A 16,340-nucleotide genomic window follows, 5' to 3' on the forward strand; every position below is an offset into this window, starting at 1 on the left:
GACCCCCGACGGGTCGCCGGGCCGCGGCGCGACCGGGTATCGCGGTTCGGTGCGGGCCGCCGGATTCCTCCTGGACGTGCCGGTCCTGGGGCGGGACGAGGCCGCCGCCCGGGTGTTGACCCTGTGGGACCCCGCCGCCCGGCTGTACGCGCTGCCGGACGGGCGCTGGTTGATGCGGCTCGGGGCGGAGCGTGTCGTGCGGGCCGAGCACGCGCCCGGCACGCCGCTGTGCGGGATCGATCAGGCCCTGGTGGAACCGGGGTTGCGGCCAGGTCCCGGTGACCGGGGATACCTGGTGGGACGTTCCGGCGGGCGGCGGGTCACCGTCGCCCTGGCCGGGTTGCCGGTCCTGACGCCCGCGTCGTGGCTGCGCGTCGAGGGGTTGCCGATCCGGCGGTTGCCCGCGCTCGACGCGGTCGAGGCCCGCCCCGAAGCCCCGATCGAGCCGGCTCCGGAAGCCGCTTCGGACCTGCGGGCGAGGGCGGGGGTGGGCCGGCGCGACGAGCGGGCGGAACGGGTCGCGGCCGAGTTGGCGAACCCCCGCGTCGGCGGCCGGGGTTCGGCGAGGTTCGGGCGAGCCTTCGCGGGGTTCGGGCGAGGCTCCGCGCGATCGCTGCCGCACGCGGGGCGCGAACCGTTCGCCTTCCTCGGGATCGTCGCCTCGGTCGGTGTCCTCGCCCTGGTCGTCGGTGGCGCCGTCGCGGTCCTCGGCACGGTGACCGACGGCCGAGCCCCGACCGCGTTGCTCGGTGCCGTCCTGGTGTCGGCCGCGCTGCTGTGGCGTCGACGCTCTCGCGGCGCCCCTGCGGGCCGGTACACGACGGCCGATCGAGGCACCGGGAAAGCGGAGGCCCCTCTCGTCGGTGGCTCCCGGGACGGGACCCGCCCTCGCCGTCCGCTCGCACGGCTCCTGGGCGCCCCCGGCGCCCGCCTCGCCGAGTTGCTGATGCGAAGCCCCATGGCCCGCTTGGTCGCCGATCGGCAGGAGCGCTATCTGCGTGACCTTGCCCGGCAGTTCGAGCGCGGTCGTTACCACGAGGGGCTGCGGAACGGCATCGCGCTGTCCGAGGCGTCGGCCGAAGGGCGGCGGGTTCCGCCGGCGCTCGGGGTGCCGAGGCCGCGAACCGGCGACCTGAGGCCGGCCGTCCGGGTCGGCCCGGTGGGCGCCGCGCTGCGGGCCGAACCGGCGATGTTCGCCCGGCTGCGCGTGTTGTACACGGATGCGGCCGAACGCCTCGAGCGGGACGACCGGATCGACGAGGCCGCGTTCGCGCTCGCGGACCTGCTCGGCTCACCGGACGCGGCGGTGGCCCTGTACACCCGCCACGGTCGCTTCCGTGAGGCCGCCGAACTGGCCGAGAGCCGCATGGCGGCACCGGACCTGGTGGTGGGGCTGTGGTGGCGCGCCGGCGAGCGGGAGCGGGCGGTGCGGCACGCGCGGCTGCACGGCGCGTTCGCGACCGCGATCGGACGGCTGACGCCGACCGACCCGCAGACGGCCGCCGCGTTGCGTGCGGAGTGGGTCGCGGCCTGCCGGGCGATCGGCGATCATCTGGGCGCGGTGGAGGCCGCCTGGCCCGACCGCGACCTGCGCCCGGCGGTGGCCGCCGATGTGACGGCCGGCATCGCACTGGGCGGCACGACCGGGGCACGGCTGCTGGCATACCTCGCCACGGAGGCGCCGGTCGAGCAGGCCAGGCCCGCGGTGGTGGCGTTCCTGGACGCGGACGTGGGCGCGGACGTGGGCGCGGGCGGGGCCGAGGCGCGCGACAGCGGGGTCGAGCCCGGCGACCGGGCCTCGACCACGGAGTCGGCAGCCGGAAGCGGCGCCGGCTCCGGACCGATCGCGGTCCGCGCCGACCGCACCGCGCTGGACACCTTCACGTCCGCACTGGCCGAGTTGTCGGCCGCCGACCCCGCGTGGGATCGCGAACTGGCCACCCTGGCCGCCCGGGCCCTGGCCCGCGCTTCGGGACGGCCCGCCGGGATGATCGCCGCGCCGCCCGGAAGCGTGCGCCGTCGATTCGACGCACTCCGCGTCCGCGCCGATCCGCTCGCCGCGGTCGATCTGCGTCCGCCCGAGGAACCCGGGCGCGGGCGGCGGGACGGCCCGGTCGCGGTGACCGCCGGCGACCTCCCGGGGCGGGTGTCGGTCCGAAGTGCCGCCGCCCTGCCCGACGGCACGGTCCTGGTCGCGTGCGGCGCGGCCGGTACCCGACTGTTCGGCCCCGACGGCCGCGAGCGGGTTCGCTGGGACGTGCCGGCGCACGGGATCGTCCTGGCCGACCACGGCGCCGTCGCGTTGTTGGTCGCCGAACGCGGCGTGTCCCGTGACATCCACCGACTGGAGGTGCTCACCCGTCGGATCCGCCACTGGGCCACCGTGTCGGCACGGGAGTTCCCCGACTCGTTCGACGGCGCACACCTGGTGACGTTGGATCAGGGGGTGATCACGGTGCTCGACACGACCACCCCGCGACCGCGCGTGGTCTGGCGTGAGGACGCCGCACCCGCGCCGTTCCTCGGCGTGACTCGGACCGCGACCTCCTGCGCGGCCCTGGCACAGACCCGGGAGGGTGCCGAACGGATGACGGAACTCGTCAAGTGGCGCTGGGACATGCCGGGATGGACGCTGCGGGAACGGTCCATCCTGGAGGGCGCGATGCCACCTTCTCTGGTCACCGGTACCGGTGTCGTCGTTCCCACCGTCTTCGAGGCGGTCCTCGTCTCCGGTGATGCCCACCTGCTCGTGTCGAGCGAGGGCTCGGCGTCGGTGTACCCGGGCACGGACACCGACGCCATCGCGGACATCGCCTTTCCCGGTGCCGCCCCCGACACCATCGGCTTCCGGGAACACGCGGGCCGGATCACCGCCTGGGACCGCTCGGGCCGGATCGTGGTGTTGGACGGCCCTTCCGTGCGCGCCCTCTTTCGAACCTGATCGATCATCAGGTCGCTTTGTGACCAACCCGGATGACGGCACATCAGTTTTCAGGTGATGTCCTCGGTCCCCTTGGCGGCGGATCCCGGCAGTGCTTCAATGTGACTCGTCCTTGTTAGGAAACTTTCCTAACAAAGGATGGACACGGAGCCCCCCGAACGTGGCCGTAGAGCCGGAACGGAGACGCACGTGCACTCTCACCTCGGACGAAGCCGCAAGCGCCTGACTCTGCTTGTGGCCGCCGGACTGCTGATCGCGGTACCCGGGCCGCTGGCCCACGCGGCGACGAACGACGCCGCGCAGTCGGGTTCGACCGGCGCGGCGGCCCAGGTCGCCGCCGCGCGGATCGGATTGGACGACCCGCACAAGAAGGACATCGCCATGCAACTGGTGTCCAGTGCGGAGAACTCCACCCTGGACTGGAAGGCGCAGTACAAGTACATCGAGGACATCGACGACGGGCGCGGATACACGGCCGGAATCATCGGCTTCTGTTCCGGCACCGGTGACATGCTCGACCTGGTCGAGTTGTACACCGCGCGCAAGCCCGGCAACGTGCTGGCCAAGTTCCTGCCCGCACTTCGCAAGGTCAACGGCACGGACTCACACGCCGGCTTGGGCAGTTCGTTCACCAAGGCCTGGGTGACCGCCGCCGGCGACGCCGACTTCCGCCAGGCACAGAACGACGAGCGGGACCGCGTGTACTTCAACCCGGCGGTCAACCGCGGCAAGTCGGACGGGCTGGGCGCACTCGGCCAGTTCATCTACTACGACGCGATCGTCATGCACGGCGACGGCGGCGACCGGGACAGCTTCAGCTCGATCCGCGCCAACGCGCTCAAGAAGGCCAAGCCGCCGGCCCAGGGCGGCAACGAGACCACCTACCTCAACGCCTTCCTCGACGCCCGCAAGGTCGCGATGAAGCACGAGGACGCGCACAGCGACACCAGCCGGGTCGACACCGCACAGCGCGTCTTCCTCAAGGCCGGCAACCTCGACCTCAACCCGCCGCTGAACTGGAAGGTCTACGGCGACAGCTACTCGATCAAGAGCTGATCGAGGCCGCACCGACCACCCGAGGACCCACCACCCCCGAGCCCGACCACCCCCGAGCGCGACCCCGGCTACACCCGGCACTCGGCGCCCCGCCCGGCCCCGGCCCGAAGCACGGCCGAGCCGACCCAGCCACCCTGCTCTTCCCGCACGACGAAAGGCCACCGCGGCCCGCGGTGGCCTTTCGCGCACGATCCGTGACATCGGCCCCACGCGGAGCGCGCGCGTTCCACCCCGGGAGAGCCTGCGGGTCGCCGCCGCGTGTCGTCGCAGGACACGGTTGTGGGGCGAGATGTCCTGTGTCGCCGGCACGTGTCAGGATTGCGCGGTGACTGACGTGGGTTGGGATGCGGCGCTGGTGGGGCGGGGCGAGGAGGTCGCCCGGCTCGACGAGGCGTTGGCGCGTGGGCGGGCGGGTGATCCCTGTGCCGTGCTGCTGGCCGGGGACGCCGGAGTGGGCAAGACCCGGCTGCTCGCGGAGGCCGCCGCACGGGCGGCCGGCGCCGGCATGACCGTGTTGACCGGCCACTGTGTGGATCTCGGTGACGTCGGTCTGCCCTACCTGCCGTTCGTCGAGGTGCTGCGCCGGCTGGACGCCGAGGAGCGGTACGCCGACCTGTTGGCCGCGCACCCGGCCGTCGATCGGCTGCTGCGCGCCGGCGGGGGCGCGGCGGAGTACGCCGGCACGATGCCGGACTCCGGGGTGCGGCTGCGGCTGTTGGAGGACGTCGCGGCGCTGCTCGGTGACCTCGCCGAGTCGGCTCCCGTCCTGCTGGTGGTCGAGGACCTGCACTGGGCCGACCAGTCCACCCGCGACCTGCTGCGCTTCCTGTTGAGCCGGTTGTTGCCGCAGCGCCCGGGCGGCGCCGCATACCAGCGGTTGACCGTGCTGGCCTCCTACCGCTCGGACGACCTGCATCGGCGGCACCCGCTGCGCCCGCTGCTGGCCGAGTTGGTCCGCCTGCCCTCGGTCGGGCGGCTGGACCTGCGCCCGATGGACGACGAGGACGTGGCCAGCCTGGTGCGCGGCCTGGACGCCCACCCGCTGCCCGAGCACACCGTACGGGCCATCGTCGAGCGGGCCGAGGGCAACGCGTTCTACGCCCAGGAACTGCGCGCCGCCACCGACACCGCGGTGGGCGGTGTGCCCAGCGGCCTGGCCGAGGTGCTGCTCACTCGGATCGAGCAGATGTCGGGCACCGCCCAGCGGGTGATCCGCACGGCCGCCGTGGCCGGTCGCCGGGTCGAGCACGGGTTGCTCCGGGACGCCGTCGAGCTGCCGGACGACGAGTTGGAGGCGGCGCTGCGCGAGGCGGTCGGACGGCACCTTCTGGTGGCCGGCGAGGGCGACACCTACGCGTTCCGCCACGCGCTGATCCGCGAGGCGGCGTACGCGGACCTGCTGCCGGGCGAACGGGTACGGATCCACGCGGTGTTCGGCCGCCTGCTCGGCGCCGCGGAGCGCCGGGTCGCCAGTCCGGCCGAGCGGGCCCACCACCACCGGGCCGCGCACGACCTGCCCGGAGCACTCACCGCGTCGATCGAGGCGGCCGACCACGCCGCGCGCATGGGTGCGCCCGCCGAGGAGATGCGCTGGGTCGAAACGGCCCTCGAGGTATGGGACGCGGTGCCGAACGCGCGGGAGTTGGTCGACAGCGACAACGTGTCGCTGATGTTGCGCGCGTCCGCGGCCGCGGTCCGAGCCGGTGAGGCGCACCGTGCCGTCGCGTTCGCGCGTACCGCACTGGATCGGCTCGGTGAGCACGCGGACGTCGACCTGGCGGTGACCGTGCGCTACACGCTCGCCTCCAGCCTGATGAGCGTGGACGACCTCCAGGCCGCGTTCGAGTACAGCAGACAGGCGCTCGAGATGATTCCGGCCGAGCCGCCGTCGCACACCTGGTTGTGGGCGGCGGCCACGTACGTGCAGGCCGCGTACTACTACAAGGACGACGAGACCGCCCGGCGCGTCGGTCGCCAGGTGCTGGCGGTCGCCGAGGAACTCGGCACGGACGACGCCCTCGCCGACGCGATCATCTCGCTGACCGGTCTGGAATCCAGTCGGCAGTCCGACGAGGGACGCCAACGGCTGGTTCAGGCACGCGAGTTGGCACGGCGATCGGGCAATCCGACGATCGAGCTGCGGGCGCTGATGAACCTGGCCATGGGCACGTTCGAGTCGGGACTGCTCCAGGAGTGCCTGCGCTGGTTGGACGAGGGCCTGGAACTGGCCCGCAGCAGCACCAGGACCACGTCACCCTATCCGCTCGAGATGCGCTACCTGCGCGCCCAGCTCCTGTACACGCTGGGACGCTGGGACGACGCCCTGGCCGAGGTGCCCTCGACGGTGCCCTCGGCGTTCGGCCACGTCGCGGCGGCGGAGCTGTACGTGCTGCTGGGTCGCGGTGGGCCCGGTGCCGCGGAGCGGGCGCGGATCCTGTTCGAGGGGCGGCCGTTCAACTGGATGGGCGTGCTCGTGGGCGGTCTGGTGCTGACCGACGAGGCGGTCTGGCGCGGTGATTCCCGCGCGGCGGCCGACTGGGCGCGACGCACGCTGTCCGAACTGTCCGAGGAGCACAATCGGTACCCGGACGTGGGGGTGCGGTTGTCCGCCCTGGTGCTGTCCGCGATCGGCGACACGGTGGCCGAGCTGCGGGCCGCGGGCGACGCCGAGGGGGTGGAGCAGGAGATGGCGACGGCACGGGAGTTCATCGAACTGGCCCGCACCACGGCGACCTGGCCCGGTCGTCGCTATCCGCGCACCGGGGCGGAGGGCACCGCCTGGCTGCTGCGTGTCGAGGCCGAGTGGTCGCGGGTGTCCGGCGTTTCGGACGTCGCGCTGTGGGAGAAGACGGTCCGGGCGTTCGACTACGGCAACGTCTTCGAGGGCGCGCGCAGCGAACTGCGGCTGGTCCAGGCGCTGGTGGCGGCCGGACGCCGGGAGGAGGCGGCCGACCTGGCGCGGCGGGCGCGGGCGACGGCGGATCGGCTGGGGTCGGTGCCGCTGGGGGACGCGGTGGACGCGGCGGTGCGGCGCGCGCGGTTGGGCGATCCGAACCGGGCGCCGGCCGGCGAGGCGATGCTGACCGCGCGCGAGCAGGAGGTGTTGGAACTGCTCGCCAAGGGCCGGACCAACCGGCAGATCGGCGAGGAACTGTTCATCAGCGCCAAGACCGCGAGTGTGCACGTCTCCAACATCATGGCCAAGGTCGGCGCGTCCCGCCGCACCGAGGCCGTGGCCCTGGCCCGGCGCAGCGGGTTGCTCCCGGACTGAGCCGGGTGGGGTCATCCCCGGCCGAGCGCATTCGGGTCGGTCCCGGACCGAGCGGCGTCGATCCCGGGCGCCGGGGCCGGACGCGGCGGCGGGAGTTGCCCCGTCGGGGTTCGGATCCCATCCGTACCCGTAGCGCACCCCCGTCCCGGGCATACCGTACCTGTCGGCCGGGAGGGGTTCGGGATGGCTGGGCAAGTGCCTTCGGGGATGGGCGAGTTCGACGAGTTGGGGGAGGGGTACGACACCCCGTTCGACGGGGACGCGGCGAACGCGGGCCTGGGTCGGATGCTCACTCGGCTGCCGGTCGCGCTGGTGCAGGTGTGGCGACTGTCCCGGGCGGCGAGTCGGCGTGCGACGTGGCTGCTCATACTGGCCCAGTCGGCCGCCGGGGTGGCCACGGCGCTGGCGTTGCTGGCCACCGCGCGGGCGTTGGGGGCGCTGTTCGCCTCGGGGCCGGCGCCGGACCGGGTCGGTGCCGCGCTGCCGGCGGTGATCGCGGTGGTGTCGGCCACGGCGGTGCGGGCGGGGTTGGAGACCGTGGTGGCGGCGACCCAGGCGCGGTTGTCCCCGGGCATTCGCCGGGTGGCCGAGAATCGGCTGCACGCCGCGGCGGTCGGCGCGGATCTGGGTGCGTTCGACGACGCGGACTGGCACGACGCGCTGGCCCGGGCCCGCGATCGCGGCATCGATCACGCGCAACTGGCCCTGGGGCACGCGGTCGAGCTGTTGGGGGCGCTGGTGGGCCTGTTGGTCGGGATCGGGGTGGTGACCGGGTTGCATCCGGTGCTGCTGCCGCTGCTGGCCCTGTCGATCGCGCCGCAGGGGTGGGCGGCGCTGCGCTCGGCCCGGATCGGCTTCGAGGGCATGGTCCGGCGCATGACGCTGTATCGGCGACTGTGGTTGTTCGCCGACCTGCTCAGCGCCCGGGAGGCGGCGGCGGAGGTTCGGGCCTGTACCGCCGAACGACCGTTGCTGGCCGAATTCCGGCGGCTGGCCGGGTCGGTGGAGCGGGCGGAGGTCGGGGTCGGCTACGCGCAGGTCCGGGTGGGGCTGATCGGACGGACGCTCTCCGGCCTGGCGCTGGGAGCCACGTACGTCGCGCTTGGCCTGCTGGTGCGTGCCGAGATCGTGCCGCTCGCGGTGGCGGGCACGGCGGTGCTGGCGGTGCGTACCGCGAGCGGTTCGCTGGCCACCTTGATGGTCGCGGTCGACCGGCTCTACGAGAAGTCCCTGTATATCGCCGACTATCACGCGTTCCTGGAGCAGGCGAGCGCGCGCGCACGGCCGGGGACGACGGCGGCGGTGCCGGTCGGGTTCGCCGAGATCCGGCTGCGGGACGTCCACTTCGGTTATCCCGGGAGTGCGCAGTCGGCGCTGCGCGGGGTGGATCTGGTGATCCGCCGGGGCGAGACGGTGGCCCTGGTCGGCGAGAACGGGTCCGGGAAGACCACGCTCGCGCTCTTGTTGGCCGCGCTGTACCACGCGGACAAGGGCACGATGCACTGGGACGACATCGACCTGGCCGAGGTGGATCCGGCCGGGATCCGCGAGCAGGTGGCGCTGGTGATGCAGCAGCCGACCCGCTGGCCGCTGACCGCGCGCGGCAATATCGTGCTGGGGCGGGCCGATCGGGTGGATCCGGAGGGTGCGGCCATGCTGCGGGCGGCGCGGGACGCGGGGGCGGACGGGTTGATCGAGCGTCTGCCGCACGGGTACGACACGTTGTTGTCGAAGAAGTTCCGGGCCGGGGTGGATCTGTCCGGCGGTCAGTGGCAGCGGATCGGCATCGCGCGCGGCTTCTACCGGGACGCGCGTCTGTTGATCGCGGACGAGCCGACGGCGGCCCTGGACGCGCGGGCGGAGCACGCGGTGTACGCGAACATCCGGCGTTTGGCGGCGGGGCGCACGGTGGTGCTGATCAGCCATCGCCTGGCCTCGGTACGCGAATGCGATCGCATCGTGGTGTTGCGGGCGGGCGAGGTGGTCCAGCAGGGCACGCACGAGCAACTGATGTGCGAGGGCGGCGAGTACGCGGAGCTGTACCGCCTCCAGGCCCAGGCGTACGCCGACCCGGCGGGGTGAGACCGGCCCGGGGCGGGTCCTCGATGCCCGCCGAGCACCACGGCGGGCATCGAGGACACGCCCCGGGCCGTCCTACAACTCGTCGAGCAGCAACAGGGACGGAGCACGTTCCGGGTCGGTGTGGTCCAGGCGCAGGAGTTGGTGCAGGGCGCCCGCGGTGCCCGGGAGCAGACCGGTGGTGGTGTCGGTGATGGACTTGGTGAGGGGGCCGTAGGTTTCCAGCGCGGTGAGCAGGAGGGCGTCCAGGTCGTCCCGGGTGGGGGTGTCCGGGAGGTGGGCACGCAGCCGGTCGGGGGCGCCGCGCAGGAGGGTGTCCAGGAGTTCCCAGGAGCCCGCGTCGCCGTGGCACAGCGTGTAGTCCCAGCCGAACCCGGTACGCCGGGTCGCCGCCGCGGCGCGCAGCGCGCGGTCCAGGTGGGCGGGGGCGCCGGTGCGCGCGTACAGGTCCCAGGAGGCCAGGCCGATGCCCGTGCTGCCGTGGCACCAGGAGTCCAGGTACAGGACCTGGTCCGCTTCCCGGCCGTCCAGCCAGGCGGCGGCCTCCGGCCGATACAGGTGCTCCTGGAACGCCCAGGCGCGGGACGCCGGTTCGAGCGGCCCGGGATCGTCCGTCGCGAGGGACAGGCGGTCCAGTGCCCAGCCGATGCCCGCCGATCCGTGCGCGAATCCGCCGATGCCGTCCGGGAAGAGCGCGGTCGGCCAGCGCGCGGTGCGGCCCCCGTCGGCCTCCTCGACGACGGCGCGTTCGACCAGCAGGGCCCCCGCGGACTCGGCGACCTCGCGCCATGTGCCGTCGCCGGTCACGCCGGCCAGGGCCAGCAGCGGCACGATCAGCCCGGCCGCGCCGCCCGCGACGTCCAGGATGGTGTCCCGGGCCAACAGGCCCGGCGCGCGTTCCGCGTGCCGGACGGCGCGCTCCAGGTCCGCCGGTCGGCCGGAGCGGGCGTACAGCGCCAGCCAGGTGCGTACGGCCGCGCCGATCCCGTCGAACGCGCCGAGCCGGCCGGTGGGAACCGCGTCCTCCATCGCCGCCAGCGCCCGGATCGCGCCGTCGGCGATCGCCCGCAGACCGGGCACCGTCGGCACCCGGCCGGCGCGGGAGCGGGCCAGGTAGGTGTCCAGTGCCAGCGCGACCCCGGCCTGCCCGCTGTAGAAGTCGGCCGCGAACGGCCGCACGCTGAACCCGCCTTCGGTGTAGACCGGCCCGATCCAGGTGGCCGTGCCGTCCGCGCCGATCACCGCTCGTGCGCACAGGTCCCGGGCGAATCGGGCGGCCAGGTCGCGGCGCCGCTCCGCGAGGTCGCCGGTGCGGAGCGGGGTGTCGTGCCGTCGCTCCGCCTCGGGGATCGCGCTGCGGTCGCGGTAGACGCCCAGCAGCGACGAGCGGATCATCACCTCCTCGAACCGCGGATCGCCCGCCCGCCAGCGCTCGACACTCGCGTCGATCAGGTGGACCGGCTCTCCCCATGTGGTGCCGCGCGGCCCGTCCATCCGGCCGTGTTCGGGCCGTACACCGAAGAACGGGATGTCGCCGTCCAGAAGGTCGGCGACCTCGGCGCCGACCACTTCCGGGGTGGAGGGCGCGCCGTGCAGTGCCTTCGCCTGCCGGGTCAGCACGTCCGTGGCGCGTTCGACGGCCGGGGGTTCGTCGTGCAGGGACGCGGGATGCCACAACATCCGGGCGATCTCCACGTAGACCTGGGTGGGCCGCAGCACCACGCGCAGGTCGCAGCCGACGAAGCCGTCCAGCATCGGGCGCAGCCGGCCGTCCCGGTCCAGCGTGTCGAGTCGGTCGCGCAGGTCGCGGTAGCCGCGCACGATGTCGTCCTGATGGGCGATCGGATCGGCGTCGGGGGCGGGCAGGTTGGCCGAACCGCCCACGTCGGCGGGCTCCATCGCCAGGTGGGCCAGGTCGGTTCCGGCTCCGGCGATCACCGGTGCCGGGATCCTGGGCTGTTGCTCGGGCAGTGCGCCCACGGCGGACATGTCCACGCCTTGGAGCACGAGTTGGGCCAGTCGCATGGGCAACAGTCCGGTGCGCAGCACGGTTCGGCGGACCGAGGCGGCGGCGGTGTCGAAGGCGTCGCCGAGTCCACTGGCGGCCATCGGGGGTTCCGGGCTGAACAGCGTCTCGCAGTCCACCACCCACGGCACCGGCCCCTGGGCGATCACGTTGTCCGAGTGCAGGTCGGTGGCGCCGAGCAGCTGCATCACGCACATCCACTCGCCCAAACCTCGGTAGAAGCGGGCGAGTTCGGCGGGGTTCGCGCAGTAGCGGTGTTCGATGTGTTCGGCCCAGCCGTAGTCGGTGCCGAGCAGCACCCGCGGCACCTTGATGCGATCCGGGCGCGGGGTGCCGGCCAGGAGTTCGTCCAGCGTCGCGGATAGCGCGGCGTCCACGTCGAGCGAGCGGGGTTTGTACACCACGCGGCCGGCCTCGAAGCGGACCACGGCGACGGTACGGCCGCCGCGGTGCGAGTCGCCGGCGTCCAGGCGGATCTGCACGAGATCGCCGGGCGGCCTGCCGAGCAGGTCGGCCAGGCGCGACCGGTCGCTCGCCAGGTGGCGGGCCAGGGTGAGCAGGGCGGCGCATCGATTGCGGATCACCCGCTCCAGCCGCGGTGCGAACGCCGGGTAGTCGAGCTCGAGTTCGCTCCAGAACTCGGCACCGGAGGCGAGTTCGAGGAACTCGTCCCAGCGTTGCGCGCTGGTGTCTCGGGTGAGGCGGCCGGACATCCGGGCGGCGTGCAGTTCGAGCAGCAGCAGCCGGTTGGCCTTGGGCCGGACCACGTCCAGCAGCGAGCGGTGGGCGGCACGCAGCAGCACCTCCCGCTCGACCGCCGACAGGGGATCGGGGATCGCCCGCAGTCGGCGTCGGAAGCGGTCCAGCGCGGGGCCGATCAACGGCTCGAACGCGGCGTCGAATTCGCCGGCGTCGTCGTAGGTCACCACGGGGCGGGGCCGGACCGGGATTGCCATGCGCGGATCGCCACCCATCGAGGACGGACCCGCCGCCCGGAACCGGTCGACAGGCGACCGTTCCGGGCGGCGGGTCGGTGCGGAACGGATCAACAACAGGGGCGAGTGCGCGACCCGGAGCACGCGGTGCCGCAGCTGATCGCGGCGACGTCGATCTCGGTGAGGCTCTGTTCGGTTGCGGATCCGCCGATGTAGAGCGAACCGGCGGGGTTCTCGACGCCGTCGGCCGATTCGGCGCCGGAGCGCCAGGCGTTGACGACGGTGTTCCGAGCGGCATTCGATGCGGTGCGCATGGCGATACCTTTCCGCCGATGCCGGACGACCCGGCCGGTACGCCGGGTGCACCGGTCATCGACCCTGGGTTAGGGAAGTGCGGCAGGCTCACGGTAGCGCCGTGGGGACGGCGGCGACAGACCCAGTTTTCGGCGGGTGAATTCGCCCTCCAGGCAAGCGAATCGGGGCGTTCGCGCGACGCCGGCCGACCAACCGGTGGTCTCGTGCGACGGGGGGCCGCGCCGCCCACCGCCCGGTTTCTGCCCCGGATCGGCAGCGGGATTCCGGCCGGCTCTTGTCATTGGTCTAGTCCATTGACAGTCTTGGAGTCGTCGCCGACGGTCATCGCTCCATGACCGGATCGGCGGTTCCCGTATGGCATTTTCCGCCGCTCAGCATGGGCCGATGTTGCCCATGGCGTTCCGCGTTTCGCTCCTACCCCGGAGATATCCCATGCGCAGAGCCAGAGCTCACCCATGTCCGGACCCGATCGCGCCGCATCGGATCGCGACATGACCGCCGCCGACACCCGCCGCGGACCCACCGACCCGGCGTGCTCCACGAGCGGCGCCACCACCACCGACCCGACCGCGTCGGGGCCGACCGTGCCGGGCCTGTTGGCAGCCCGCGCGCTCGTCGACCCCGAACGGGTCGCCATCCTGGTGCCCGGCAGGTCCGAAAGTCGCCTGACCTTCGCCGCCTGGGACCACCGATCCACGCTGCTCGCAATGGAGTTGAGAGCCCGCTCGGTACGCGCGGGGGACCGGATCGGGCTGATCTTCACCGGCTCCGAATGGGCCGACTACGCCGTCGCCTACTGCGCGGTGCAACGCGCCGGCGCGGTCGCGGTTCCGTTGCCCGAGCGCCTGCCGCCCGCCGCCCTGCGCACCATGCTCACCCACTGCGCGGCCGGCGCCGTTCTGCACGGCGCCGGAATCCGGCCACCGGCGACCGATGCGTGGACCGCCCCCGCCGCCGACCTGGAGGCCGCCGCACAACGGGCCGCGCACCGCGATTCCGTACCGCCTCGGGCCCCCGCGGAACCACCCGACCCGCCCGCGCCGGGCCCCGACGACCTGGCCCAGATCCTGTACACCTCCGGCACCACCGGCACCCCCAAGGGTGTCGCCGCCACCCACGCCAACCTCGCCTTCGGCCACGAATTGGCCCCCCGCCGACGCCAGTTGGCCCATTCGCGACACTTCCTGCACGCGTTTCCGATCGGCACCAACGCGGGCCAGACGATGCTGCTCAACGCGTTGACCGCCGCGCCGACCGCGCTGTGCGCACCGACGTTCGACGCCGAGGAGTTCTGCGCGCTGATCGCCGCCCATCGGGTCGGGACGGTGTTCACCGTCCCCGCGATGGCCGGCGAGTTGGTGAACTCCCGGGCCTGGACCCGGCACGACGTCGGCTCCGTGCAACTGTTCGGCTCGACCGCCGCCGCGCTGCCCCCGGCCACGGCGCTCGCGCTGACCGAGGCGTTCCCGGACGCCACCATCGTCAACGCGTACACCTCCACCGAGGCGGCGCCCGCGCAGACCACCATGGTCTTCGACCCCGAACGGCCCACCTCGGTGGGACGCGGCACCGGACGCGAGGACCTGCGGATCCTGGGCCCGGACGGCGAGGCCGTGCCCGTCGGCGAGACCGGCGAGATCTGGCTGCGCTCGCCCACCGCCTCGCGCAGCTACTACCGCGACCCCGGGGCCGACACGGCGGTGTTCACCGACGGCTGGGTGCGCATGGGCGACATCGGCCGGCTCGACGCGGACGGCTACCTGTACCTCGTCGACCGGGAAAGCGACCTGATCAAGTCCGGCGCGCTGCGCGTGTCCACCCTCGCGGTGGAGGCCGCGCTGTACGAACACCCCGCCGTCGCGGACGCGTCCGTGTTCGGCGTGCCGCACGCGGCGATGGGCACCATGGTCGCCGCCGCGTTGGTGCTCCGCGCCGAGGCGTCCGCCGAGGACCTGCGGGTGTTCCTGCGCGAACGGCTGGCCCGGCACGAGATCCCGACCCGGTTCCTGCGCGTGGACACCCTGCCCAGGAACCCGGCCGGCAAGGTGCGCAAAGCGCAGTTGCGGGCCCGATTGGCCGCGGCCGACACATCCCCCGGGCGAGCCCCGGCGACCGCGACCGAGGTCGCGGTCAGCGGGTTGTGGAACGAGGTGCTCGGCGCCGCCGGCGCCGGAGCCGAGGACAACTTCTTCGCACTCGGTGGGGACTCGTTCAAGGCCGGCCGACTGGCCGCCGCCGCGGAACGCCTGTTCGCCCTGGAAGTGCCCGCGTCGCTGGCCTTCGACCACCCCGAACTGGCCGCCCAGGCTGCCTGGATCGACAGCGCGCGCACCGGACCCGAAACCGGGCGCCCGAACGCGCCGGAGCCGGCGACCGCGCCCGCCCGAATGCCGCTGAGCTCGCAGCAGGAAAACTTCCTCGTCTGGATGCACGCGACCGACGAGACGCGCGACGTGGGTCCGGTGAGTGTGGGGATCCGGATCACCGACACGTTCGACCCGGACGCGCTGGAGGCGGCACTGGCCGAAATCGTGCGCCGACACGAGGCTCTGCGCACGGTGTTCCACTATCGTGACGGCGCCGCGGAGGCGCTCGTCCTGGCGGAACTGCCGCCCGAGGTACGCCGAGTGCGGGCACAGGGCGCGACGACCGCCGAGCGCGAACGGTTCGCCCGTGAGTACGCGCGCGGCGAGCGCGAGCACGACTGGGACCTGGCCGCCGGTCCGCTCGTGCGCGCCCTGGTGATCGAACTCGACACCGAGGACCACGTCCTGATCCTCGCGGTGCACCACATGGTCTTCGACGGCTGGTCCATGGGCGTGCTGCTGCGCGAACTCGCGCTCGTGTACTCCGCGACCCGCACCGGCCGGCCCGGCCCGCTGCCGCCGCCGACACCGACCTGCTCGGAGCATCTGGCCTGGGCCCGCGCGCAGTGGCCGCGCACCCGGCCGTTCTGGGAACGGTCGTTGGCGGGCGCACCCTCCGCGATCGATCCCTTCCCGGACCGGATCGTCACCGACCGGCTGCACAGCGGCTCGGTACGGTTCGCCCTGGACGCGGCCCTGGTCGCCCGGCTGCGCGCCGGCGTGCGGGAGCAGGGCGCGACCGCGTTCATGCTCGCCACCGCGTGCTGGACGAGCGTGCTGGCCAAGGCGGCCGGCACCCGCGACATCGTGGTGATGTCACCGGTCCCGGGACGTTCGCGACCGGGCAGCGAGAACCTGATCGGCTGCCTGGTGCAATCCCTGCTGATCCGGGTTGACTTGCACGGCGACCCCTCCTTCGAGGACCTGGTCGGCCGGGTCCGCGGCGCCGCGTTGGCCGCCAACGAGCATCAGTGCTATCCCTTCGCCGAGTTCTACCCGCGCTTTCCGGACGCGGCCTGGATTCGCTACGAGAGCTGGACCAACCCGGCGCACTTCCTCGGCCTGCTCTCCGAACCCTTCGAGCTGCCCCGCGAGTTGGACGCGGAATGGGGCACCCCCGGCGGCCGACCGGACCTGGGTGTGCCGGAACTGGCGCTCGCCGAACAACCGGACGGCACCATCGCCGGCTGGCTGCTGTACAACGACCGGGCGTTCGAGCGCGGTGTCGTCGAGGGCCTCGCCCGGGCCTTCGTCGACGCCTGCGGGCACGCGCTCGACCACCCCCACGCGCCGGTGTTCGGGGACACCGACGCGTTGGCGCACTCACCGACCGCCATCGAGAAGGGCTGAC

Annotated in this window: 7 protein-coding genes; 5 read left to right on the forward strand and 2 right to left on the reverse strand. The window is 73.3% G+C overall.

Translation table 11 applies throughout. The features are described from left to right. The first annotated feature begins 49 nt into the window (after positions 1-49). From ACIBSV_RS03745 to ACIBSV_RS03760, 4 genes are all read left to right on the forward strand, one after another. Positions 50-2,941, forward strand: coding sequence for a bpX6 domain-containing protein (locus tag ACIBSV_RS03745; protein WP_395859274.1), 2,892 nt, complete (start codon positions 50-52; stop codon positions 2,939-2,941). Positions 2,942-3,079: 138 nt separating this feature from the next. Beyond that, positions 3,080-3,997, forward strand: coding sequence for a chitosanase (locus ACIBSV_RS03750; protein ID WP_395859275.1), 918 nt, complete (start codon positions 3,080-3,082; stop codon positions 3,995-3,997). A gap of 289 nt (positions 3,998-4,286) precedes the next feature. Continuing rightward, positions 4,287-7,268, forward strand: coding sequence for an AAA family ATPase (locus ACIBSV_RS03755; protein ID WP_395859276.1), 2,982 nt, complete (start codon positions 4,287-4,289; stop codon positions 7,266-7,268). Positions 7,269-7,451: 183 nt separating this feature from the next. Beyond that, positions 7,452-9,350, forward strand: a complete 1,899-nt coding sequence (locus ACIBSV_RS03760; protein WP_395859277.1) for an ABC transporter ATP-binding protein — start codon at positions 7,452-7,454, stop codon at positions 9,348-9,350. A gap of 72 nt (positions 9,351-9,422) precedes the next feature. On the opposite strand, the gene ACIBSV_RS03765 is transcribed toward ACIBSV_RS03760, so the two are convergent. Next, positions 9,423-12,329: a type 2 lanthipeptide synthetase LanM family protein gene (locus ACIBSV_RS03765; protein ID WP_395859278.1), complete on the reverse strand. Its 2,907-nt coding sequence runs from the start codon at positions 12,327-12,329 to the stop codon at positions 9,423-9,425. Positions 12,330-12,418: 89 nt separating this feature from the next. Next, on the reverse strand, positions 12,419-12,622 hold the full coding sequence (locus ACIBSV_RS03770) for a DUF6229 family protein (RefSeq protein WP_395859279.1): 204 nt from the start codon (positions 12,620-12,622) through the stop codon (positions 12,419-12,421). Between the two features lie 492 nt (positions 12,623-13,114). On the opposite strand from ACIBSV_RS03770, the gene ACIBSV_RS03775 reads away from it, so the two are divergent. Next, positions 13,115-16,339, forward strand: a complete 3,225-nt coding sequence (locus ACIBSV_RS03775; RefSeq protein ID WP_395859280.1) for an AMP-binding protein — start codon at positions 13,115-13,117, stop codon at positions 16,337-16,339. Position 16,340 lies beyond the last annotated feature (1 nt).

This window comes from Embleya sp. NPDC050154, assembly GCF_044460165.1.
GTDB lineage: Bacteria > Actinomycetota > Actinomycetes > Streptomycetales > Streptomycetaceae > Embleya.

Coding starts and splice junctions, on each gene's coding strand:
- ACIBSV_RS03750 (WP_395859275.1), top strand. CDS start 3,080: ATGGACACGGAGCCCCCCGAACGTGGCCGTAGAGCCGGAACGGAGACG.
- ACIBSV_RS03755 (WP_395859276.1), top strand. CDS start 4,287: ATGTCCTGTGTCGCCGGCACGTGTCAGGATTGCGCGGTGACTGACGTG.
- ACIBSV_RS03760 (WP_395859277.1), top strand. CDS start 7,452: ATGGCTGGGCAAGTGCCTTCGGGGATGGGCGAGTTCGACGAGTTGGGG.
- ACIBSV_RS03765 (WP_395859278.1), bottom strand. CDS start 12,329: ATGGCAATCCCGGTCCGGCCCCGCCCCGTGGTGACCTACGACGACGCC.
- ACIBSV_RS03770 (WP_395859279.1), bottom strand. CDS start 12,622: ATGCGCACCGCATCGAATGCCGCTCGGAACACCGTCGTCAACGCCTGG.
- ACIBSV_RS03775 (WP_395859280.1), top strand. CDS start 13,115: ATGACCGCCGCCGACACCCGCCGCGGACCCACCGACCCGGCGTGCTCC.